Here is a 21022-nt window from a genome sequence, read left to right on the forward strand (position 1 = left end):
TCTCGTGGCTTTTTTTCCTAGGATGGAGTGAAGCACGGGGCGGTTCTCGTGCTTTATTTTTGTTTAAAGTGCCAAGGGGACGGTTCTACTGGTTTTATTCTTACGATAGGGATGTACCACCAGAACCGTCCCCGTGGTTTTTATTAAATCTCTTTTTCCATCAATACATTTGTCGTCTGATAACCTAATTTTTCATATAATCCTCTTGCCACTTTGTTATGACCAAAAACGTGCAGACCTATTTTTTTCATGCCCAGTTTCTGCCCAACATTCTCTATTTGCTTCATTGCTTCTTTGGCATATCCAAACCCTTGGTATTCTTCTACTACATAAATATCATAAATATATCCTTTTTCTTCAGATAGCTGTGCAAGCCATATAGCTCCAATGGCGCTATCGTCATTTAAAATAGTGTATAAGAAATTATTCTCAGTCTTCTCACCCTTAGGTAAAAGCCTTGTATATTCCTCCACCGCTTTACTAATTGATTCTTCTTGATTCCAATTTCCAGATAAAACTTTTTCTTCCGCATATGATTTAGTCGCTAAAGAAACATATTTTTGATATTCATTGGAATTCATTATAACTAAAGTAATCATTGTTTTTACTCCCCCTTATCCACTAACTTCTATAAGATAGCAATCGATTCCTTCTTAGAGGAAACACAGGGCTATCGGCTCCCCTGCTATATTTTTGTTTAAAGTGCTAAGGGGAAGGTTCTCCCCTTTTTCCTGCTAGGGAAATGTGCCATGAGAACCGTCGCCTCGGCTTTTCTAAGATAAACACACACCATATGTTTAAGAGAATAATAGTTTGGACAAACTAATGATAGATACGTAACCAAGGGGGAATGAAAATGAAGGAAAGCAAATTGTTATTATCCGAGTTTACTAACGAAGAAGGCTTCGAACTTAACAACTACCTCACACAGCTGTTTGATATTGTTAGAGGCCAGAAGGACCAGGGGGACGTTTTCCTAATAGAGTAAGTGAAAGTTACATAAGCCAGGCTGGTGCCTGGCTTTTTTGCTATGAAGGCTAAATAGGGTGTCAGGTAACGTTAACGAAAGTAACCTCAGTCATTCCAATTCCAGAAGCCTACCTCATCCACTTCTAAATCCCCAACCCAGGCTTCTTCTTGTAGCTTCAACACTTCCTTTGTCGGTCCAGTGATAACAACGCCATAATGCTGAACCCCATTTTTTTCAAGGAAATCAATTCGTTTTGAAAGGTCTAATCCCCCAAAGCCAAAGTAGAGTTTGTTTGCTTGTCGTTCATGATCCTTTAGAAAGTATAAGGTCTTCAAGAATTGCTTGTGGAAAATCTTTTGATCCTCTTCGCTGTAAGCAGGAGAAGAATGACCCTCCGAAACGATTCTACTACCGAATAGTCCCTTTTCTTCTTCTCTGGATTCTAAAATCATGTCATCATCATGCCAAATTGGGCTGTTTGGAAAACCAATCGGATCAAAGATAATCCCTTCATCCCTACCTTCTCTTGCTTCCATCCCAGAGTCAACAGCTAACCAAATCAGGTCAATGTCTTTTCCTTCAAACCGCTGAAAAACCACTTCTGTTTCGAGTAACTCCGCAAAAGATACATAGGCGGAAACGACCGTTCCTTCAGGAAGCTGCTCTAATCTTTTCCAGTCTGACATCCCCCTCGTTCCCACTCCAGGATAGGAAAAGGCCGGTTTATTCTGTGATACATTTCCTAAGTGTTTTCGTTCTGGATAGGCCATCATCGAGAAAAGAAAATTAACCTCCATCTCACCCACCTTTACCATATCCGTCCCTACTCTTTTATTTAAATCTCTTGTTGCCTCCAAACCAAAAAACGGTTTTGAATTTGTACTCGTTCCACCTGTATATCCATAAGGATCGGTTACCGTTAACGTATGGTCGATAATGTTCCTTAACACATCTACTCGATCGGGCTTCCCCCATGAATAGTAAACAGCAGTTAGTATCGACGAAGCAATCGTAAATACAAGTAGCATCCCAACAGCGAAAAAGGCGGTTTGCCGTCTGGCCTTCCATTTACTCCGTCTTAATATCTTTTGCTGCTTTTTTTCGTTACTAGTTGAACCTTTTGCTTCCTCTGGTTTATTTTCCTCAAGGTACTCTTGATATTTTTCCAGCTTTTCTAACTCTTTTTCAAATTCTTCTAATTCGCTATCAGATAATTCCCCATTCTCGTAAGCATCCAGTTTTCTTTTAAAATCATTACTCACTTTTCTACCGCCTTCCTACCTCTTATCGCCTGCCTGCCACGGAATAATAATACTTTAAAATGAGTGGGTGGCACGTTCATCACTTGCGCTGCTTCATTGTAAGATAATCCGTGAAAATCATGTAAAAGCACCGCAGATTTATGTTTTTCCGGTAAGTCTTTTAACATGTTGATGATTTCTTGAATTTCTTCATGAACCACAATCGTATCTACAGGTGCCTTTTTCTTATCAAATAATGATAGGAAAAAGCTTTGCTCCTTTATTACCATTCTTTTTTGCTTCCGGTAATGGTCTATAAATGCATGATGCGCTACTGTAAAAAGCCATGTTTTAACATTTCCCCCCTCGTAATTCTCAATGTAAAGATGAGCACGGAAAAATGTTTCTTGCGCAAGGTCCTCTGCCGTATGGTGGTCATAGCAAAGAGAGAGGAGAAAACGATATATATCATGAAAATAAGTTTGATAAATGTCATCAATAGTCTCTATCATCCGCTCCTCCCCTCATCAATAGCACGGATAAGAATGAAAAAAGTTACAGGGAATATCTAAAATAGGAAAATATTTTTTCTTTATTAGAAACTTTTCACTAAAAATTGTAAGGCAATTTAGATTTTAACATGAAGTATGCTAGAATAAATTAGAGTTTCGAAGAAATGTTCTTAAGTAGGAGAAGTAACTTTTTTAAATAGGAGGGATAAATTTGAGTATTTCAACTATAATTACGACTACTTGCTTTATTATTTCCTTAGTGTGTTTTTTGTTTGTAGGAATAACAAAGGTTTACTTAGAAAAAAAAGGGAGAGTATGATTTGTCATAAACTCATTTTAACAGGGGAACTTTAGGATGTCCTTCATATGCTCGATTAAGAAAAAAACTACAGGAACGAATCTCCCGGCTTCATTCCTGCAACAAGAATGTGCCTCGAGAACCGTCCCCTCGGTTTTTATTTTGTTAAACAGCAACTGCCCTTAACCATTTTACATTCTTTTTTTACTACTGCTATGTATTCGGTCAGTTCATCCACATTATTAAATTGTTGGTTATGGTTGGTAACAACGGCTATCGATAACGACACAATGGCTATCTTTTCTTTAACCCCTTGCCGATTTTCCGCTATTACATATTTTTGTGCTAGGTGATTGGATTTGTAAAAACGCTTAATATTTTTATCAAAGTCTTTCAAAATGGCCTCGCACATTACTTGATAATCATAATGATCGAGAATGATAATGAAATCATCTCCGCCAATATGCCCCAAAAACAACCCTTTTTCATCACAATATCTTTTCAATAGATTGGCCGTTTCTGTTAGCAGGTCATCCCCCTTTTTAAAACCATAGGTATCGTTATAGGATTTAAAATGATCTAAATCGAAGTAGAGGACGCTATATTTTTCCTGGTGTAAAATCTCCTTGAGCTTATTATCGATAACCAGGTTCCCCGGCAATTTCGTTAAAGGACTTAAAAAGCTCGCAAATTCTACCTGAACCTCTACCAATTTCATTAGTAATTGGTGAATATTTACTATGCCAATATATTTATTATCCTTCGTTACGATTACATAATCATACAGATCCTCTTCTTTTCTTTCCATTGCTAACTTACTTACCGTTGTAATGGACTGATAGTAATCTACTATAAGAGGTTCTTTATTCGCGAGTAATTCAACGGATCGGCCAATATAGAGATTATACCCGTATAAATCGCCCAATTTCTGATAAAAATCCGTTCTTGTTATTAGGGAAATGGGCACATCTTGATCTACAACAACGATCCCAAGTATTTTCGTATCCCCGCTAAATATCTTATCCACTGTTTTATTGACCGTGTTAAGGGAAATAGATGGTACCTGTTTTGCTATATCACCAACATAATCTACCATAGCGGCGTCTCCTTTTGCCAAAAGACCACGGGGACGGTTTTCCTGGCTTTATTCCTTCAATAAGAATGTGCTACTAGAACCGTGCCCCTGGCTCTCCATCGGGTTTTTCCCTGGTCTTACTTCCTCATGCGGCCTTCCAAGCGCATATCCTTGACCATAATCGATTCCTTGCTCCCGTATATAGGCCAAGTCTTCCAGTCTTTCGATTCCTTCTGCAATAATTTCGGTACATGATTGTTTTGCATATTCTATTATTAACTTAACCAACTGCTGTTGTTCTTTATTTTTATCAATATGCTGAATCAAGGACTTATCTAGTTTAATAAACTCTGGCTTTAAATAAACTAACGTTTTTAGACTGTTGTAGCCAGACCCGACATCATCGATAGCAATTCGATATCCTTGCCTGCGATAATTTGAAAGAACTTTTTCAAAAAGTGTAAAGTCTGACACAGCACTTCTCTCCGTCAATTCAAAAACGACCTGATTCGGCTGTATCCCAAGCTCAGATAAAAGCTGCAGCGTTTCTCCACTATGATAGTTTGCATCAAGTAACACATTCGGGTGAATATTAATAAAAATTAAAGCTGGATGCTGGTCGACATCCCACTTATTTCTATCCATGAAACGTTTAAAAGACAAATTTCTACAAAAACATTCAAAGGAAAACACTTGATTTGATTGCCCAACAAATTCATAGAAATATTCCGTGTTCGGAAATAACTTACTAGCTGCCGGGCGATTTAAGGCCTCATACCCAACCGTTTCCCCTGACAGTAATTTCACGATTGGCTGAAAGAATGTATCTAAAGCATGATTATTCATGATCTTCTGCAATTCCTTCAACCTCTTATAATATAAAATTTCCCTTTGTCCTCTTTCACTTAGGTGCTTTAAATAAGTAAATAACAGATTCGTTCTCGACATCGACTTTACCTGTAGATCTAATTGCCTATACATAGCTGTCGCACCCACTTTAGAAAGATAATATATAACCCTATCATAATGACAAAATGTAAAAATAATGTTTGGCTAACATTAAGTATTCGTTAAGAATCAGGAGAAAAGTACTAGGGGGAAAGATCATGGGGATGGTTCTCCCTGTTCTTAATTCCTGGCATACTGCTTTAGGACAAAAAAAGGCTTTACTCTTATTGTGAGTAAAGCCCTAATAGGAATTGCAGCAATCCCTTTATCACCAATCAAAATAGTATATTTTTTACTTCAAGTTAAAAATTCCCTTACCCGTTTCAATATTTATAGGCAATGATGAATGTTCATGAGCTATGACCCAAGATTCATTCACTTTTTTTAAACCATATGTAAACCGATTTGTTATCTGACGAAGTTGCTCACCATTTTCTTCTTGGTGTGCAGCAAAGGTTACAGCACAATGAACAAATGCGAGATTTGAATTTTCTTCAACAACTAGGTCATTAAATTCAACTTTAAGTAAAACACCATCCTCACTCAATCCATTAAACCACTCTCTCACGTTTTCCTTCCATGAAGAAATACCGTTGCTCTCCCAGTTCCCCCAGCAATCATAAATATGCATATCGGGAGCATACATGGATAAGAATTTTTCAACATCTTTTTCGTAAACTGCATTTTTGTAATTTTCAAGAACATCTTGAACTGTGAAAAAAACCTCCGTCATTCACTTCATCCCCTTTACCTTATTTCAGAAATGTAAGTATGTAACTATAGATTTCTATATTCATTCATTTTTTCCTTCTTCAAGTAAATTACCTAGCTGCTTAAGTATATTTTTTTAGAACCGTTACTGTGGTTTCCCCCGCGGATTCTGCACCGTATCTACAGACCACCAGAACTTCCCCGCGGTTTTTTCCAATATATTCTGGTTATCCTAGACAGGAGAAAGGGTGGTTTCATGTCGATGTACCGGACCAGAACGGAGCAGGAATGGGTTTTTGAATATGTAACGAGGAAGCCGCAGCCGACACCTGTTGTATTGGGGTCAAAGGGGACGTGGTCAGGGAACGGGAAACCGATGATCATTCTAATCGGGTTCACTCTCATCGACGTGTTGACCCTGGCCGATATATACGATGCTGCCCATCACGCCATAAGAGAAATGAAGCACCAAGGAATCACCTACTACGCAATCAACATCATCGAAAAGAAGAAAGTGAAGGAGATTATTGAGGAGTGGAAATAGGCGAAGTAAGGTAACTTTGGTTAAAAATTGGGGCCAGAGATCAAATCCGCAGATAGACCATCGAAAAAGGCAGATAGAGCCATCAATTCGGCAGATAAGAGAAACTTCGGAGGACCCAAGTACAAAAAGTTCAAGGATTTCACCTTATTACCAAGCATAAAATCCCATATAAAGGAAAATACATAACCGAAGTAAGGTAACTTAGGTTCAAAACTGGGGCCAGTGATCAAATCCGCAGATAGAATGAGGATTTTGGCAGATAGACCATCGAAAAAGGCAGATAGAACGATCAAATTGGCAGATAAGAGAACTTCGGAGGACCCAAGTACCAAGAATTCAAGGATTTCAGCATATTATCAAGCTGCAAATTCCATATAAAGGAAATTATGTAACCGAAGTAAGGTAACTAAAGAAAGATTGTTTAAGAAGGAATTCAATTAGTCAGAAGAGAAATAAAATATGAGTAGGAAATAAAAGGATTTGGGGGGATAATGGTGGATTGTAAAAAGGTTAACAAAATCTTTAGAGTTGTAGGCATAAAAGGCGGTGGATCTTTTGCTAATTTTGGTACCGATGTTCCAAAACTTGCCCAGCAATTCTTAACTCGAATAGATGAAGTTGAAAATCATTCGGGTATTGAAGTAGCTCTTTTCGAACCTAAACGGGATACTAACCATCTGGATGGCCACTATTATGTAGGAATAATTGTTAATGAGACTCTAAAAGAGATTCCAGTTGGGATGGATTATATCGAAACTACACAAGCCTATGTTACGACTAGGGGGAAGATCATTCATATCGCTAACCTACATTACCATTTAGTAAAATGGGCAGATGATACGGGTTATAAACGGGATTTAGATTCTCATATTGTTGAAACTTATCATCCAATGGAAAATGGTGAGGAAGAAGTAGAGATTTATTTACCCATCCATATCTAAAACCCAGTTGCTTTAAACCTAGGCTGCAAACTTATGGTGGCTTTTATCTAATTTGATAAACCATGGGGACGGTTGGCTAGAAAAATAAAATGGCAGATGAAACTGGGGATTCGGCAGGTAAGATAGCGAATTCGGCAGATAGACCACCCCATTTGGCAGATTAATAGCCTTTCTATGTAGAACAAGAAGGACCCTGCATCTAGAGCACAGGGTCCTCCTCTATGTATTAGTTCTCAATCCAGAACCTCTTGATCACATTTCCATCTTCCTCAATATAATCCGTATCCGCAACTCCGCCATTATTCATGATCGTTTTTGCTGAACCGGTATTCTTCTCATCACAAACAACAAGTACCCTCGTGATTCCTATTTCCTTCGTCTTTTCTAAGGATAGCTCCAATAATTTCGTCGCATATCCTTTTCGGCGCTCGGATGGACGGATGCCATAGCCGATGTGACCACCCTCGTTCAATAGCCTTTCTGTTAAACGATGGCGGATATTAACGACACCAAGAACTTTATTATCCTCGTTAACTAACCAATAAGTAGAATCCGGGACCCAGCCCTCAGGGAGATTTTCATCCTTCTCCAGCATCACGGGGAAATCCGAAGGGTCCTTGGCAATCACCCAAGGAATCATCGCCTCGCCGCTCGCTTTCCACTCCTGATAAAAAGATAAATATTCCGTCTCCAACTCCATCGTTGGATGTAGAACAGAGGGACGTTTCTCTTGTTTCATCCTAAACTAAATAGGAAACACGAGAAACGTCCCCATGTTTCTACTTCTTCAACTCGTTTAGGTATTAAAAAAAGGATGAAACCAATATTATATGGTTTCCATCCTTTTTTAAAAATAGTCCGTTACACTATTTTACTTAGTTTTTACCGTTCCCATTGCCATTACCATTACCTTTATTACCATTCTCGCTCTTTTTTTCAGTGTCTTTATTTTGTGCATTTTGATTGTTTTTGCTAGCTGGCTGTTGTTTTTTTTCTTTTTCCACTTGAGCTTTTTGATTTTGTACCTCTGCTTTTTGTTTACCTTGAACACGTTTTTCATCAGCTTTTTGTTGCTTTTCAACAACTGGAGTTGTAACTACCGGTTGTACTTCTTCCGTAGTTCCTTCTTCTGTAACTGGATCTGTTCCTTCAGTTTCAGTTGTAGTTTCAGTTTCTTGCTTAACTTCTTCCACTTGTTCTACCACTGATTCTTCAGTTGGGTCTACTGCCTCTTCTTCAACTACTTCACTATCTTCATTTGCAAATTTACTAGCTTTTTTCTCAAGCTTTTCAAGTTTTTTATCTAATTTAGCAAAAGACTTTTGAATATTCTTCATTAATGCTTTTTGAGCTGTAGGATTTTTCACATGAGATAATGCAGCAGCTAATGCGTCAATGTTATTCGCAAGCTTAGCTTCTACATCGTCCTCTTCAGTAACTTCAGCCACAACTTCTTCTTCATTTACTTCTGCAGATTCTGTTTCTTCAGCTACTTCTCCTTGATTAGCTTCTTCTACTGCTACTTCCGTCTCTTCACCTGCCACATCTTCAGATTCAGCTAGATTTTCAGCTGCCTCTTCTTGAGTAGCAATTGCTTCTTTAAGTAACTCTTCAGCTTCCTCCGTTTTACCTTCCGCAAATAATGTATTTGCTTCAGCAATACGTTCTGCTGCGAATCCAGCTAATAGACGAGCTTCTTCATAATCATCAAAAGTAACGGCAAGTCTTACTTTTTCTATCATGATTTTTACAAAATAGAAGAAATCTCCAGGTACCAAAGATACCTCTTCTTCTTGAACATTTTCTTCAGTTGTTTCTTCTTCTGTTACATCCTCTTCGCCTTCAGTTGCATTTTCCTCAGTAACTTCTTCACTTTCAGTTCCTTCTGCTACTTCATCTTCAGTAGTCGTTTCTTCCTCCACAACTACATTATCTTCTGTAGTAGTATCTTCAGAAATCATCCCATCATTAACAGCTTCTTCAGTTACTGTGCCTTCTGTAATTGTTGTAACTTGTTGCTCTGTTACATCTTCATTCGCAAAAACTGCTGGTGTTGCCAATGAAAAAATAAGTACAGATGCTACTGTTCCGCTAATAATAGACTTCTTGAACTTTCCGATCTTCATGTGTTTTTCCCCCTAAATTGATTTACACTAAAATATTCGACGAAAGTTGATATATATGTCCGTATTTCTTAAAAAATAGTAAATTGTTCCTATATTGATATAATTACCCAAGGTACCTAGCGTATTTTGGCAGATAGACTCAGAGATTCGGCAGATAGACCACCCCATTCAATAGTTTTTATAACAAAGACCCCGCTCAACCACTAAGCCGTTCTCTTTTGGAGTACCCACATAGGAAAAAACGAATATAAAAACAAGTATAAAAGCAGTGGATTTCACAAATGAAATCGCGCTGCTTTTAACATTTTTCTGGAAAATATATGGTAAAATTAGCAAGGAGGCTTTTTTTAAAATGTCCCTTTAGTTCAGGAAGGTATTGTCAAAACCCATATTGAATTATAATTAAAATTAAGTTACCGAGGCGGGGTTGAAGTGAATGAAAGATGTGACATTATTTTTATCAAAATGGAAGCAAATAATACAAAAACTAGAGAACAATAACGGCAAAGTTCATCCAATTGAAATTGGAAAAAAAGCAACGATACAGGAGATAGAAGCTAAAGAAAAAGAGTTAGGTTATCAATTACCTCCTTCGTATAAATACATTTTAAATAACCTAGGATCATCACTCTCGTTTTATTACTCATTTTCTGAAGATACAATTATTCCAAGTGAATTCAACGAAATATTCTCTGGAGAGATAAATTGGAATATTGACTTCCTTCAGGATTTAAATATGTTAGCTGACGAACTTATGGAAGACGGAGAAGATTACGGGGCGACACTTAGAGGGAAATTAGAGTTTTCTCATGCTGGAAACGGAGATATTTATGCGTTTGATATGTCTGTTGAGAGTGATGAGAAACCAGTTGTTTATTGGGAACATGAAGAAGACACTGTTACTTATATTGCGGATTCATTTATCGATTATTTATTAAGGATAACTGAACTTGGGTGTATTGGTAGTGAAAAATGGCAGTTTGAATATTTTCTTAGCGATACGGGGTTAGACACTACAAATACAGCAGCAGCTAAGTGGAAGCATTGGTTTGAGTCATTTTCAGAAACAACCTTAGATGATGTGAAAAATAACATGGAACAGCTAATAGCTTTTGCGGTTTATCGAGATAAATTAGATGAAGAATCAATCGACTTTCTCCGGAAATTCAGTAGAAATGAATTATTTGATTACCTTTTAGAAGAACTAGATAAAAAAGAGTCATTTAAAGACCAGAAGATGATATGTGAGGTGATTGGAAAAGTCTTAGGAAATTACGCAGACTCATGGGTTAGAAGTTTGTGGGAAGCAAAGCAAGATATTATGGATAGTAGATTACGTTCCTTTCTAACTTCAATGTGTTTAAGTAAGGATGAAGGACTAACTTTAGTATTTAATTTTCTTGAACAAGAATCTAATAAAAAGATAACTGGGTACGACGCACTTTCCCATCTAGGTGATTTTCATTCAAGGGATGTTATTTTGTGGATGGAGAATCATGTTAAATTTCCTGTGACAGAAGGGTGGGACGAACTATTCGTAAGGTCAAATTTTTCGCGGGATGACATAGAAAGGTGGACCTCCTTAGATGAGAGACATGAAGTAACTGTGATTCACGCATTAGAAAAGTATGTCTATATGAAGGTTGCAAATAATAAATTTTTCTATGGTATCTCAGGTCTTCCATCAAAATCCGATTTCATTGATTTTCTAGCTAAATTACAGGCTAAACAAGTGTTAAAAAAGAGGATACTGTCCTTAGAGTATGTTATACAAAACATAAATATATTTTATTAAGTTTATGAAACAATGGCACTTAAACTACACCTTAAGTACAATAAAAAACAGTGGTAAATCATCAATTCACCGCTGTTTTTTATTGCATATAGATAATATCTTTCAACTCGAATATTTTATCGGTTAATCCCAATCGCTGTGCAGGCCCTTCTAAATCTTGCATTCTTTTTAGCTAATTCATGAGGATGGTCATCTTTATAGAGTATTGCGTCCAGTGCCAGTTCATCAAGAGAGAAATTCCAACCGTAAGCAATTTCAGCCCGGAAGACAAATCTACTCTCCATTTTCCGAGATGACAATGTGTGTTGGAGATTCAGAGCGAGTTCATATGCGAACGGCTCTGCTATTATAGGTGCTTTTATCTGTGCGGGTACCTCAAAAAAGAAAGGCTTAATCAACCACACAGGGTCCTTAGTTTTAGCTCTCCATCCAAAAACGCCGGATTACATTTCCATCTTCCTCAATATAATCCCTATCCGCAACTCCGCCATTATTCATGATCGTTTTTGCTGAACCAGTATTCGTTGCATCACAAACGACAAGTACCCTCGTGATCCCTATTTCTTTCGTCTTTTCTAAGGATAGCTCCAATAATTTCGTCGCATATCCTTTTCGGCGCTCGGATGGGCGGATGCCATACCCGATGTGACCACCCTCGTTCAATAGCCTTTCTGTTAAACGATGGCGGATATTAACAACTCCAAGAACTTTTTTATCCTCGTTAACTAACCAATAGGTAGAATCCGGGACCCAGCCCTCAGGGAGATTTTCACCCTTCTCGGAATCTAGCAAAGACTGCAGCATCACGGGGAAATCCGAAGGGTCCTTGGCAATCACCCAAGGAATCATCGCCTCGCCGCTCGCTTTCCACTCCTGATAAAAAGATAGATATTCCGTCTCCAACTCCATCGTTGGTCGTGTTAAAAATACAGCCATTTCCATTCACCTACTAATATAGAATTAACCACGGAGACGGTTCCCACTAGAACCGTCATAGTCTCCCTCTAGTCTAAAATCTCTCATAGGTAATGTCTACATTTATTGCATAGGCCACCTTACTGCCGTCCGCCGCGGCAAGGATTAGTGACGATGGTTTTAGTTGAGCGGACTCGCCTGCGGTGTAGATGTTTTTTTGCGAGGTGCGGCCTGCATCGTCGGTTACCAGCGCTCCGTTTTCTTGGAGCGCGCACCCGAGCTGTTCGGCAAATGGGTTGGGTCGATGGAATTTTGGCAGGATAAACCCGCCCGTTCTTTTCGTAATATAACCAGATTGAAATTCCATACTTTGCAAGCGACCATCTTCCCCATGCAGTTTTTTTATCGGCTCCGTCACGACCATGATCTTTCTCCGCTCCAGCTCGTCTATTTTTGAAAAATTCATAGGCTGACCGTTTGTCGCCACCAGCAAATCCCGCGACCAATTGTAAACAAGTTTGGCCAGATGCACCGCGCTATCCTCGTTCTCGACAATGATAATCAGCGGTTGGTCCCTTAGCTCCCAGCCATGGCAGTACGGACAACTAAATAGGCTTTTTCCATAAAAACGTTGAATCTCCGGTACGGATGGAAACACCTCTTGAATGCCCGTTGCTAACAAGATTTTTTCGGCATAATACACCCTTTCATCCGACGTGATCATTTTAAACAATTGGTTATCGGCTCGTTTAATTATTTGTGTAACCGTCTCATTGAAAAATTGAACGGACGAATAGTTCCTTAACTCCTCCAAGGCAATTTTTTTAAAATCTGAAGGTTTGACGCCGTCTCGGGTAATAAATCCATGGGATTCATGCGCGACCCGGTTTCGGTTCGTGCCATCATCGAACAAAGCCACCTTCCTACGTGCCCTTCCCAAAACCAGGCTTGCATTCAAACCCGCAGGTCCCGCACCCAGCACCGCACAATCAAAAACCTCCATAGATATTTCCCTCCCTTCAGAACCATGGGGACGGTTGTAAAGCAATCGTCCCCCCGGCTTACTCCTGTAGTTCATTTATATTACTGTTTGTCTCAAATATGAGCTGGGGGGGTTTTTGTGCAGAAAAAAAAGCCAGGAGAAGCGTCCGTCCCTCTGGCCCACACTCACTCCTGCACCGTTACAATCACCCCGTCCATGTTATTGCCGGAGATTTCAAAGGCTTGGTTTTTAGGTAGTTGAATGGTTTCGCTTTCGCTAACGGTGTAATAGGAAACGGTGTATTTTTGTCCCTTGAAGGTGGCGATGATGTTTTTTTCTTGTGTGAGATAGTCGAGATATTCTTCCAGTGCAAAGTTCTTTTCCTGGATGATGGCACTGTGAGGCAGCCCGACATAGCGGATATGCCACGGCTCATATTGGATTCCGGTCACATGTGTTTTATCCTTCGGGTAGCGCAAAATAAAACCGGATTTCCACGCATTTTCTTCGATCCACTTTCCTTCCGGCGCTTCATTCATCGGCGCCTTCGTGGACCCGACATCAAGCGATACTCCTAAATTATGTTCACTATATCCTGCCGGTAGAGCATAATCCGAACCCATTTCCTCGTAAAGCAAGCTTTGCTCCTGGAAGTCCCTATAGCCACTATTAATCGAAAAATGATGTACTCCTTCTTTTTCCGCCGCGGCTACCATTTTTCCAAATGCTAGAGCAACACCCTCTGACAACTCAATCTCGCTATCAAGCAGCACAACTTCCATTGTTAAATCATGCTGTAGGTTCACCACATCCTCTCTCTTACTCTCTTGTTTCATAGGATGTTCTGCGTTAACCAGCAGTAGATTTCCTCGATAAATATCCTCCTTTGTAACCCTTACCTCTTCGTATGTATCGACAAACCCGCTCTGGGCTTGATCATACTTCTTGATTTCAACATTATCTTGAAAAAACGCTGGCATCTTAATGACCGGATACCCAATACCGAAAACAAGCACCGCTAAAAAAACCCACTTCTTCATACTAAAATCCCCTCCCTATTCTATCTAATCAATAGAATAGCGAAAGGTTTTTAAATAAAGAGTGGGGTAAAGTTTAAATTTTTCTTAAATTTTTCTTAAATTTTTATGTGATAGGGTGTTTCTGTGGCAGTCGAACTTCAAATTGCGTCTGTCGAAAACTACTTTCAGCAGAAATCGTCCCATGATGCTGCTCGACGATATTCTTTGCTATGAACAAACCAAGACCCGTGCTATCCTCTTGCGCCGTCCGCGATTTATCACCGTTATAAAACATATCAAAAAGATGCGGCAGTTCATTCTCAGGAATCATGTCCCCATAATTGACCACCTGGACAACGACCTCACCAGCATCAATTAATCCGGTTATATCTACATACTGACCATCGTAGCCATAGCGATTGGCATTGGTCAGGAGATTTTCAAACACACGTGCCAGCAGCTCCCCATCACCCCAAAAGGGTAATTCAGACGGGAGATTCACACGAACCGTCAAGTCATTTTTTTCAAAAAGTGGATACAATTCTTCCTTTAATTGAATGAGGAGGTCGCTAATATTAATGTCTGTTTTTTTCAGCGGAAGCATGCCATAGTTCATTCTTGTGATTTCAAATAACTCATCCAGCAATTTTTCCAAGCGCTGCGATTTCGTGAAAGCAATTTTTAAAAAATGGTCCTTTTGTTCTTTGGTCAGATTGTCATCCTTGAGAATTAAATCGAGGTAACCGAGAACAGACGTGAGCGGTGTCCGCAAATCGTGAGCCAAGTTGACGACCAACTGATCCTTGCTACTTTCCGAGAAATCGCCTCTTTCAATCGCCTCTTCTAGTTTCTTACTTGCCAGATTAATATCCTTCGCAATCTGCCCAAACTCATCATTTGACTGGAGCTGAATCGGATGCTTAAATTCACCAAGAGCGAGATGATTAATCCCCTGTGAAATCTTGTGGAAATAAATCGAATAGCGCTTCGTTAATAGGTAGAAAAATACGATCGAAAGCGGAATAAATATCAGTAAAAAGACGTTAATGTCTCCTATTTCTCGAATCATTTGGCGATATCTAGCCAATGGCTCACCGATTTGCACGTTCTTCGTACGGTAATAATATTGAAGTGCTAGAAAGATGGAGAACGTAATCGTTCCCGAAAAAAGCATACTTAAACCGAACAAGAGTAGCATTTTTGAGCGAAAGCTGCGGACGATTTTAGCCATTGAACGCATACCCAACGCCCCAAACCGTCTTAATCAGCTTGTTTTTTCGTTTATCCTCTTCTAGTTTTTTTCGTAGGGTGCGAATATGGACCATCACAGTATTATTGCTTTCAAAGTATGCCTCATCCCACACCTGCTGAAAAATATTTTCAACACTGTACACTTTCTTTGGGTGACTGACGAGTAGGTATAAAATATCAAATTCCTTCGGCGTCAGTTCAATATTTTTTCCATAAAGCGAAACGGTCCGCTGGTCGGGTGTAATCACCAACCCGCCATGTTCGAGCACAGATTTATCGGGAATTTTCGGTTGGTTTAATTTCATATAACGGCGCAAGTGGGCATTCACACGAGCCACCAATTCCATCGGAGTAAATGGCTTCGTCATATAATCATCGGCACCAATCACCAGGCCGTGAACCTTATCAAAATCAGATGTTTTCGCACTTAAAAAAATGATCGGCATATTATGTTTTTCCCGTGTTTGGCGGGCCACTTCATATCCATCCATTTTCGGCATCATAATATCCAGTATCAGCAAATCGACCGACTTCGTTTCGATTACCTGAACCGCCTCTTCCCCATCATGTACTTTCACAACCGCGTACCCTTCCTTCTCCAAATGGATCGCAATCAGGTCCGCAATCTCCTGCTCATCATCCGCAACTAGTATCGAAATCGGCTTCATTTCTCTCACTCCTAAAAAAGTAATCTACCGTACCCTAATCTTCTAATCCGATTATCATTTGGAAAATGGCTACTTGTCAAGAAAGTGGCCACGAGGGAGAAAAGCCATCCAGTAAAAAAAACAGCAGGTACCGTTTTGTACGGAAACCTGCTGTCTTCTTTTTTTACGCTGCTTTTTCTACTAATGTTTCACTAACATGCTCCCGTTTGAAACGGAATGTTAGGTAAATGAATGTGATGAGCATGAATCCAACGGCGTACGCAAGCAAGATAGCGATATTTTGCGACAGAAAGGCAAGATTGCCGCTTGATATTACCGCTTTGAATGCTTGGACGCTGTATGTCATTGGAAAGTATGCGTTGAATGACTGCAATGCTTTTGGTATTAATGCAAGTGGGAACGTTCCCGCACTTGTGGTTAATTGCATAATCAGGATAAGAATCGCAATGAATCTTCCTACGTCAGCCAGTGTAGTCACAAGCATTTGAATCAGTGTGACGAACACCATACTAGTCACAACGGTCGTTGCGATGAACAACGGCACGCTTTGCACTTCTATTCGCAATGCTCCTAGTAGGATGGCATCCACCAATAATGCTTGGGCCACCCCGATAATGGTAATGACACCTAATTTACCAAAGAACCATTGATGTGCTGAAGCTGGTTTTACAGCAGGTTCCCTCAATTGGAAAACGATCGAGATGATGAGTGCACCGACAAATAGTCCGAGGGAGATAAAGTATGGCGCAAAACCTGTACCATAGTTTGGCACTTTGTTAATCTCATTTTTTTCGACCGTAACGGGCTCGCCCATCATGTCGTAGGTGTCATCATCAGCCTGAACCGCGTTCGCTTTTTGGGCACCTGCGCCTAATTTATCCGTTAATTCCGCAGTACCTTCTGTTAACTTTTCCGTACCAGCTTTTAAATCCTGTGAGCCTTCAGAAAGTTTTCCCGTACCGTCGGCAATTTTCTCCGCACCGTCTGTGATTTGACCCATTCCCGTGGTGAGTTTATTTGCACCCTGGTTTAATGCCGCAGAACCTTCTGCTAGCTGATGGATTCCTTGTTGCAATTTTGATTGGTTTTCGTTAATTTCAGAAATCCCGCTAATTAATTGATCAAAAACGGGGTCGGTTTGGGTTTTTATTTTTCCATCAAGACCGGTTGCTTCCCCAAGCAGTTGGCCGTTCACTTGCTCTTTAAACTGTGTGAAACCTTGGTGAAGACCAGGTTCGATTGCTTGTGCGACTTGCTTCTGGACCTGTTCCTGTGTTGGTGCGCCTTGTTGGTTCATGATCGCAGAAACCGTTTCTGCTGGAACGCCATTCTGGATTAAGGCCGCAGCAAGCTCCTGCATTTTCGCTGTCTGCTGGGTGATCATTTGCGCGGCAATTTGCGCCGATAAGCCGTCCCCAAGTTTGGATTCGAACTGATCAATTCCTGTGTTTAACTTTTCCGTACTGCCCGTTAACTGATTCGTGATTTCTGCAGCAATCCCCGCTGGCAACTGGGCTTTGATTTGAGCGGCACCCTGTTGTGCTTTTTCGGTGCCTGTCACCAACGCTGGCAGTTTCGCATCAATTTCTTCAAGTCCTTGATTGATTTTTGCTGTGCCTTGTGCGAGTTCTGTTGAACCCGCAGCCGCGTCTTGGACACCTTGCTTGAATTCAATCGATTTCCCCGCTAAGGTTTCAAGGTTACTTTTGATTTGTCCCGCACCCTCGTCTAGGTGTGATGTCCCGTCTGCAACTTGACTGGACCCATCACTCGCCTGACTTAGCCCACTAGCCATATCACCCACTTTATCAAAAAGGCTTTCAGAGTAAGTGGCAATGATTTCTTTGGAGATTTCCGCTTTGATTTCCTTCATGGCCGTTTCGCCGATTTGAGCGGATAGAAAGTTTGCCCCTTCGTTTGGCACATAATTGATTTTCAATTTCTGTGGCTGGTCGTCGAGCAACGTCGTGGCATTTTTAGAAAAATCGGTCGGAAGCTCCACTAAGATATAGTAGTCTTGGTCCTCTAATCCTTGATAGCCCTGCTTCCTATCGACGATATCAAAATGAAAAGTATTGCTTTCTTTCAATTTTGTTACCAGTTCTTCTCCGAGCTGCAGCTGTTCGCCGTCGAGCTCTGCCCCTTCGTCTTGATTCACGATCGCCACGGGCAAATCGGATAAGTAGGCATACGGATTCCAAAATGCCCACAAAAACATGCCTGCATAGAGGACAGGTATAAATGCAATCGCAATGATTGGTATTAGGACTTTACGGTTGGAAAGGATTTTTTTCCATTCTGCAAAAAACATTTTTAGGTACCCCCTGTTGTTTTTGACCGTTTTGTTCATTTAGTCATTTTTGAGTAAAAATAAACGACTACACTGTAATAGCCATTTATTTTGCCAAGCCTTTTAATAGATATAGTTCAAAGAGTTTGTAGATCTCTTCTTTTTTTAATGGGGGATGATTTCTTTGCCACTCAATGATTAATGAAAAGTACAATTTCAGCATGATGAAGGCCGTGATTTCTGGATCACATGCTTTAATTTCGTCATTCTCAATCGCTTTGCGGATAATGCCGATCATATATTGGATAACCGATTGCTCCACCCGTTGCATCGCTTCGACCACCGTTTGTGTCCCCATATCGCGTTCTTCCTGAATCAGCTTGATTGTCAGCTGATGGGTTTCACGGAACTCAAGGACTTTCATTAATACACGGTTCGCCTTTTCCTGAAACGTGGCTCCCCCGTCCATGACTCCCTCAACCGCTTCCCTCATATCGACAATCAGCGTATTAATAATCTCATCAAATAATTCTTCCTTTGTTTTAAAAAAGGTATAGATGGTGCCCTTACCCACATTTGCTAATTTAGCCACTTGATCCATCGTTGTTGCTTTATATCCATAAAGCGAAAATGACTTCGCAGCCGCCTCAATAATCAAGGCTTTCCGATCAATCATCGCCAATCCCATCACCTCAACATTCTTGAAAAATGACCATATAACTAATTTGGTCAGTTTCACAAAAAGTAATATAACATATTGTTTTTTAATAATCAAGGGGTCTTCGGGACGGCTCTATTTTGATGAAGTGCACACGGTTTCCTACTCCTTTTGCTGTAAGAAAAAAGTCGCGTGAACCGTTCCACTTGTTTTTTCAACCTTCTAGCACCACTATGTTGCTTTTTTTGGGTATAATAGTGGAATATGGATTTTTTTAGTTAGGGGGGTCGTGACTTTGGAGTCGACACCTGTTAGTGAACGGATTGAGCTTCTTGCAGATCAGGTCGGGGAGCTACTGCATCCGCATGTGGATGAAGATGCCCGGATGGTGCAGAAGGGTTTGATGCTTTATCGCCAAGGGATGGTGAAGCAGGTACAAATATGGAATGAAAATATTACAGCGATGGTGCAGGATGTGACGCCGTGCCGGGTGCGTTTGGATCTTAATTTTTTGACAAGAAGTGACTGTTCCTGCCCGCATGATGGGTTTTGCCGACACCAGATGGCTGTTTTTTTGGCGGCTTACTCGCGGATTGGCAGTGTGGCAGATTGGGTGGCGACATGGCGCGAGCCAATGAAGCAGAAGACGGAGTTTGCCAACTGGGGAATGCAGACGGCCCGAGATTTGTTTAGGGGTACGGGTGAGCAGAAGCCCGATTATGGCCAATGGGTTCATATGTTTGAGGTTAGTTTCGATACGATTTTAAATTCGAAAAAGTATTCGAGCCCCTACATTGTCCCCGAGCTGTTCAAAATCTATGAGCGCCGGATTAAGGCAAATGCTCCCGCCCCGCAGGAATGGCGCCTGTTGCACGAGTTGGTCGGGATTGTGATTTCTTTTAAAAAGCTTGCCGTACTCAGTGAAAGTTTGGGATTTGCGGATGATGTCGTGAAACGCGCCTACCTCCATTTGTTCCATAATTTGATTGAGGATGCGGATGAGTTGGTGCTGAAGGTTGGCGTTCAATCGCTGCCGTTTGACTTTGATGAGTTTATTTTGAAGCTGAAGGATGATGTGTTCGAGCTGCTGACGGCGGCGTCAGGACTGGAGCAGGAGCGCATTTATCTGTATCGCCTGATGTGGACGAATTTTTTCAAGAAGAAGGCGTGGCGTGAGGAAGAGGCTGAGAAGATTCGCCTACGGTTGAAGGCGATGCAGGAGTGGGAGAACCCGAATCCGCTGATTGTCGCTGGGATTCATCAACATATTTTGCTGTCTGAGGATGAGACGGCCGTGAAATTGATTCATGTGATCGACAATTCGGTGATTACGCCCTATATGCTGCATTGGATTGAGATGTTAACACAGCAAAAGGCGTGGAAACGAGTCGGACCCGTGATTGAGGAATTTTTGCATAAAATAAAAGGGTATTTAGAGTTTTTACGGAGCTATCACTCGTCTGCGAGCTTTGTTCGGACGGCGCTGCGGGCGATTTCACCATATTTTAATGAGCATGGCCGAGCGGATTTGTATGAGCGCGCGATGTTGTCGATGTTGCCTTATAGCTATGGTGACTACGAGGTTATGTTGTTTAATCGCGGTCAGTTCGACAAGTGGGGCGAGCTCCAGGCGTTCATGGGCTGGAAATTCTATGACCTGCCACGGGAACGGGTAAAGGTGATTGAAAAAGAAAAGCCAGAGGTGCTACTGGCGATGCTTCATCAGTCGGCGGTGCTGGAAATTAGTCAGAAAAACCGCCAAAGCTACAAAATGGCCGTCCGTCACTTGAAAAAACTGCGGACCCTATACAAAAAACTAAAACGAGTCGACGACTGGGAATACTTCCTTCATACACTAATGGAGAAAAACAAACGGCTAAGAGCATTCCACGAAGAATGCCGGCGGAGCAAGCTGATTGAATAGAGTGGTTGTAGAGTGGTGAGTAGTAGAGTGGTGACAGTAGAGCGGTGACAATAGAGTGGTGACAGCTGTGGTGCCTGTCACCGCTCGTGGACAAATCAACGTTTTGTCCGCCCCACATGGACAGTGGCCTTTACTTGTGGAGTTCCGCTGACTT

General features: G+C 40.8%; 21 protein-coding genes. 5 read left to right on the top strand and 16 right to left on the bottom strand.

Annotation, left to right across the window (positions count from 1 at the left end; genetic code table 11):
* Positions 1-143: 143 nt before the first annotated feature.
* On the bottom strand, positions 144-599 hold the full coding sequence (locus tag NSS81_RS10760) for a GNAT family N-acetyltransferase (RefSeq protein ID WP_342433492.1): 456 nt from the start codon (positions 597-599) through the stop codon (positions 144-146).
* 257 nt (positions 600-856) lie between these two features.
* Here NSS81_RS10760 and NSS81_RS10765 point away from each other — a divergent pair, with 257 nt between their 5' ends.
* Complete coding sequence (locus tag NSS81_RS10765; RefSeq protein WP_342433493.1) at positions 857-988, top strand: hypothetical protein; 132 nt, start codon at positions 857-859, stop codon at positions 986-988.
* Between the two features lie 86 nt (positions 989-1074).
* Here the strand turns inward: NSS81_RS10765 and NSS81_RS10770 are convergent, their stop codons facing one another.
* The 5 genes from NSS81_RS10770 to NSS81_RS10790 all read right to left on the bottom strand — a co-directional run bounded on the left by NSS81_RS10770 (position 1075) and on the right by NSS81_RS10790 (position 5777).
* Positions 1075-2232, bottom strand: a complete 1158-nt coding sequence (locus tag NSS81_RS10770; RefSeq protein WP_342433494.1) for an anti-sigma factor — start codon at positions 2230-2232, stop codon at positions 1075-1077.
* Entirely contained in the window at positions 2229-2723 is a 495-nt protein-coding gene (locus NSS81_RS10775; protein ID WP_342433495.1) for an RNA polymerase sigma factor, read from the bottom strand. Before NSS81_RS10775 ends, NSS81_RS10770 begins: the two co-directional genes overlap by 4 nt.
* 455 nt (positions 2724-3178) lie before the next feature.
* A complete protein-coding gene (locus NSS81_RS10780; protein ID WP_342433496.1) occupies positions 3179-4117 on the bottom strand; it encodes a GGDEF domain-containing protein in 939 nt (312 codons plus the stop codon).
* Between the two features lie 48 nt (positions 4118-4165).
* Positions 4166-5077, bottom strand: a complete 912-nt coding sequence (locus NSS81_RS10785; protein ID WP_342433497.1) for an EAL domain-containing protein — start codon at positions 5075-5077, stop codon at positions 4166-4168.
* A gap of 259 nt (positions 5078-5336) precedes the next feature.
* Positions 5337-5777 (bottom strand): nuclear transport factor 2 family protein, encoded by a 441-nt coding sequence (locus tag NSS81_RS10790; protein WP_342433498.1) that lies wholly within the window; start codon positions 5775-5777, stop codon positions 5337-5339.
* Between the two features lie 240 nt (positions 5778-6017).
* Here NSS81_RS10790 and NSS81_RS10795 point away from each other — a divergent pair, with 240 nt between their 5' ends.
* On the top strand, positions 6018-6299 hold the full coding sequence (locus NSS81_RS10795) for a hypothetical protein (protein WP_342433499.1): 282 nt from the start codon (positions 6018-6020) through the stop codon (positions 6297-6299).
* 491 nt (positions 6300-6790) lie between these two features.
* Complete coding sequence (locus NSS81_RS10800) at positions 6791-7240, top strand: effector binding domain-containing protein (protein ID WP_342433500.1); 450 nt, start codon at positions 6791-6793, stop codon at positions 7238-7240.
* Positions 7241-7466: 226 nt separating this feature from the next.
* Here NSS81_RS10800 and NSS81_RS10805 read toward each other — a convergent pair whose 3' ends face one another.
* A complete protein-coding gene (locus NSS81_RS10805) occupies positions 7467-7979 on the bottom strand; it encodes a GNAT family N-acetyltransferase (protein WP_342433501.1) in 513 nt (170 codons plus the stop codon).
* Positions 7980-8115: 136 nt separating this feature from the next.
* Positions 8116-9366, bottom strand: a complete 1251-nt coding sequence (locus NSS81_RS10810) for a DUF5667 domain-containing protein (RefSeq protein WP_342433502.1) — start codon at positions 9364-9366, stop codon at positions 8116-8118.
* A gap of 436 nt (positions 9367-9802) precedes the next feature.
* Here NSS81_RS10810 and NSS81_RS10815 point away from each other — a divergent pair, with 436 nt between their 5' ends.
* Entirely contained in the window at positions 9803-11161 is a 1359-nt protein-coding gene (locus NSS81_RS10815) for an SMI1/KNR4 family protein (protein ID WP_342433503.1), read from the top strand.
* Positions 11162-11277: 116 nt separating this feature from the next.
* On the opposite strand, the gene NSS81_RS10820 is transcribed toward NSS81_RS10815, so the two are convergent.
* From NSS81_RS10820 to NSS81_RS10855, 8 genes are all read right to left on the bottom strand, one after another.
* Entirely contained in the window at positions 11278-11445 is a 168-nt protein-coding gene (locus NSS81_RS10820) for a hypothetical protein (RefSeq protein ID WP_342433504.1), read from the bottom strand.
* A 133-nt stretch (positions 11446-11578) separates the two neighbouring features.
* On the bottom strand, positions 11579-12097 hold the full coding sequence (locus NSS81_RS10825; RefSeq protein WP_342433505.1) for a GNAT family N-acetyltransferase: 519 nt from the start codon (positions 12095-12097) through the stop codon (positions 11579-11581).
* A gap of 73 nt (positions 12098-12170) precedes the next feature.
* Complete coding sequence (locus NSS81_RS10830) at positions 12171-13079, bottom strand: NAD(P)/FAD-dependent oxidoreductase (RefSeq protein WP_342433506.1); 909 nt, start codon at positions 13077-13079, stop codon at positions 12171-12173.
* 164 nt (positions 13080-13243) lie between these two features.
* Positions 13244-14098 carry a M15 family metallopeptidase gene (locus tag NSS81_RS10835; protein WP_342433507.1) on the bottom strand — a complete coding sequence of 285 codons (855 nt, stop codon included), beginning with the start codon at positions 14096-14098 and terminating at the stop codon, positions 13244-13246.
* A gap of 103 nt (positions 14099-14201) precedes the next feature.
* Complete coding sequence (locus NSS81_RS10840; RefSeq protein WP_342433995.1) at positions 14202-15308, bottom strand: HAMP domain-containing sensor histidine kinase; 1107 nt, start codon at positions 15306-15308, stop codon at positions 14202-14204.
* Entirely contained in the window at positions 15301-15996 is a 696-nt protein-coding gene (vanR, locus tag NSS81_RS10845) for a vancomycin resistance response regulator transcription factor, VanR-F/VanR-M family (RefSeq protein ID WP_342433508.1), read from the bottom strand. Before vanR ends, NSS81_RS10840 begins: the two co-directional genes overlap by 8 nt.
* A 163-nt stretch (positions 15997-16159) precedes the next feature.
* A complete protein-coding gene (locus NSS81_RS10850) occupies positions 16160-18307 on the bottom strand; it encodes a YhgE/Pip domain-containing protein (protein WP_342433509.1) in 2148 nt (715 codons plus the stop codon).
* A gap of 85 nt (positions 18308-18392) precedes the next feature.
* Positions 18393-18962: a TetR/AcrR family transcriptional regulator gene (locus NSS81_RS10855; RefSeq protein ID WP_342433510.1), complete on the bottom strand. Its 570-nt coding sequence runs from the start codon at positions 18960-18962 to the stop codon at positions 18393-18395.
* A 277-nt stretch (positions 18963-19239) separates the two neighbouring features.
* Between NSS81_RS10855 and NSS81_RS10860 the strand changes: the two genes are divergently transcribed.
* The gene (locus NSS81_RS10860; RefSeq protein ID WP_342433511.1) at positions 19240-20868 is read left to right on the top strand and encodes an SWIM zinc finger family protein; all 1629 of its coding nucleotides are present in this window, start codon (positions 19240-19242) and stop codon (positions 20866-20868) included.
* Positions 20869-21022: the final 154 nt, after the last annotated feature.

This window comes from Neobacillus sp. FSL H8-0543 (genome assembly GCF_038592905.1).
Lineage (GTDB): Bacteria > Bacillota > Bacilli > Bacillales > Cytobacillaceae > Neobacillus.

What these genes read in the sequence shown, in the direction of transcription:
- NSS81_RS10760 (WP_342433492.1), bottom strand. Translation starts at nt 599, where the DNA reads ATGATTACTTTAGTTATAATGAATTCCAATGAATATCAAAAATATGTT.
- NSS81_RS10765 (WP_342433493.1), top strand. Translation starts at nt 857, where the DNA reads ATGAAGGAAAGCAAATTGTTATTATCCGAGTTTACTAACGAAGAAGGC.
- NSS81_RS10775 (WP_342433495.1), bottom strand. Translation starts at nt 2,723, where the DNA reads ATGATAGAGACTATTGATGACATTTATCAAACTTATTTTCATGATATA.
- NSS81_RS10780 (WP_342433496.1), bottom strand. Translation starts at nt 4,117, where the DNA reads ATGGTAGATTATGTTGGTGATATAGCAAAACAGGTACCATCTATTTCC.
- NSS81_RS10785 (WP_342433497.1), bottom strand. Translation starts at nt 5,077, where the DNA reads ATGTATAGGCAATTAGATCTACAGGTAAAGTCGATGTCGAGAACGAAT.
- NSS81_RS10790 (WP_342433498.1), bottom strand. Translation starts at nt 5,777, where the DNA reads ATGACGGAGGTTTTTTTCACAGTTCAAGATGTTCTTGAAAATTACAAA.
- NSS81_RS10795 (WP_342433499.1), top strand. Translation starts at nt 6,018, where the DNA reads ATGTACCGGACCAGAACGGAGCAGGAATGGGTTTTTGAATATGTAACG.
- NSS81_RS10800 (WP_342433500.1), top strand. Translation starts at nt 6,791, where the DNA reads ATGGTGGATTGTAAAAAGGTTAACAAAATCTTTAGAGTTGTAGGCATA.
- NSS81_RS10805 (WP_342433501.1), bottom strand. Translation starts at nt 7,979, where the DNA reads ATGAAACAAGAGAAACGTCCCTCTGTTCTACATCCAACGATGGAGTTG.
- NSS81_RS10810 (WP_342433502.1), bottom strand. Translation starts at nt 9,366, where the DNA reads ATGAAGATCGGAAAGTTCAAGAAGTCTATTATTAGCGGAACAGTAGCA.
- NSS81_RS10815 (WP_342433503.1), top strand. Translation starts at nt 9,803, where the DNA reads ATGAAAGATGTGACATTATTTTTATCAAAATGGAAGCAAATAATACAA.
- NSS81_RS10820 (WP_342433504.1), bottom strand. Translation starts at nt 11,445, where the DNA reads ATGGAGAGTAGATTTGTCTTCCGGGCTGAAATTGCTTACGGTTGGAAT.
- NSS81_RS10825 (WP_342433505.1), bottom strand. Translation starts at nt 12,097, where the DNA reads ATGGCTGTATTTTTAACACGACCAACGATGGAGTTGGAGACGGAATAT.
- NSS81_RS10830 (WP_342433506.1), bottom strand. Translation starts at nt 13,079, where the DNA reads ATGGAGGTTTTTGATTGTGCGGTGCTGGGTGCGGGACCTGCGGGTTTG.
- NSS81_RS10835 (WP_342433507.1), bottom strand. Translation starts at nt 14,098, where the DNA reads ATGAAGAAGTGGGTTTTTTTAGCGGTGCTTGTTTTCGGTATTGGGTAT.
- NSS81_RS10840 (WP_342433995.1), bottom strand. Translation starts at nt 15,308, where the DNA reads ATGGCTAAAATCGTCCGCAGCTTTCGCTCAAAAATGCTACTCTTGTTC.
- vanR (WP_342433508.1), bottom strand. Translation starts at nt 15,996, where the DNA reads ATGAAGCCGATTTCGATACTAGTTGCGGATGATGAGCAGGAGATTGCG.
- NSS81_RS10850 (WP_342433509.1), bottom strand. Translation starts at nt 18,307, where the DNA reads ATGTTTTTTGCAGAATGGAAAAAAATCCTTTCCAACCGTAAAGTCCTA.
- NSS81_RS10855 (WP_342433510.1), bottom strand. Translation starts at nt 18,962, where the DNA reads ATGATTGATCGGAAAGCCTTGATTATTGAGGCGGCTGCGAAGTCATTT.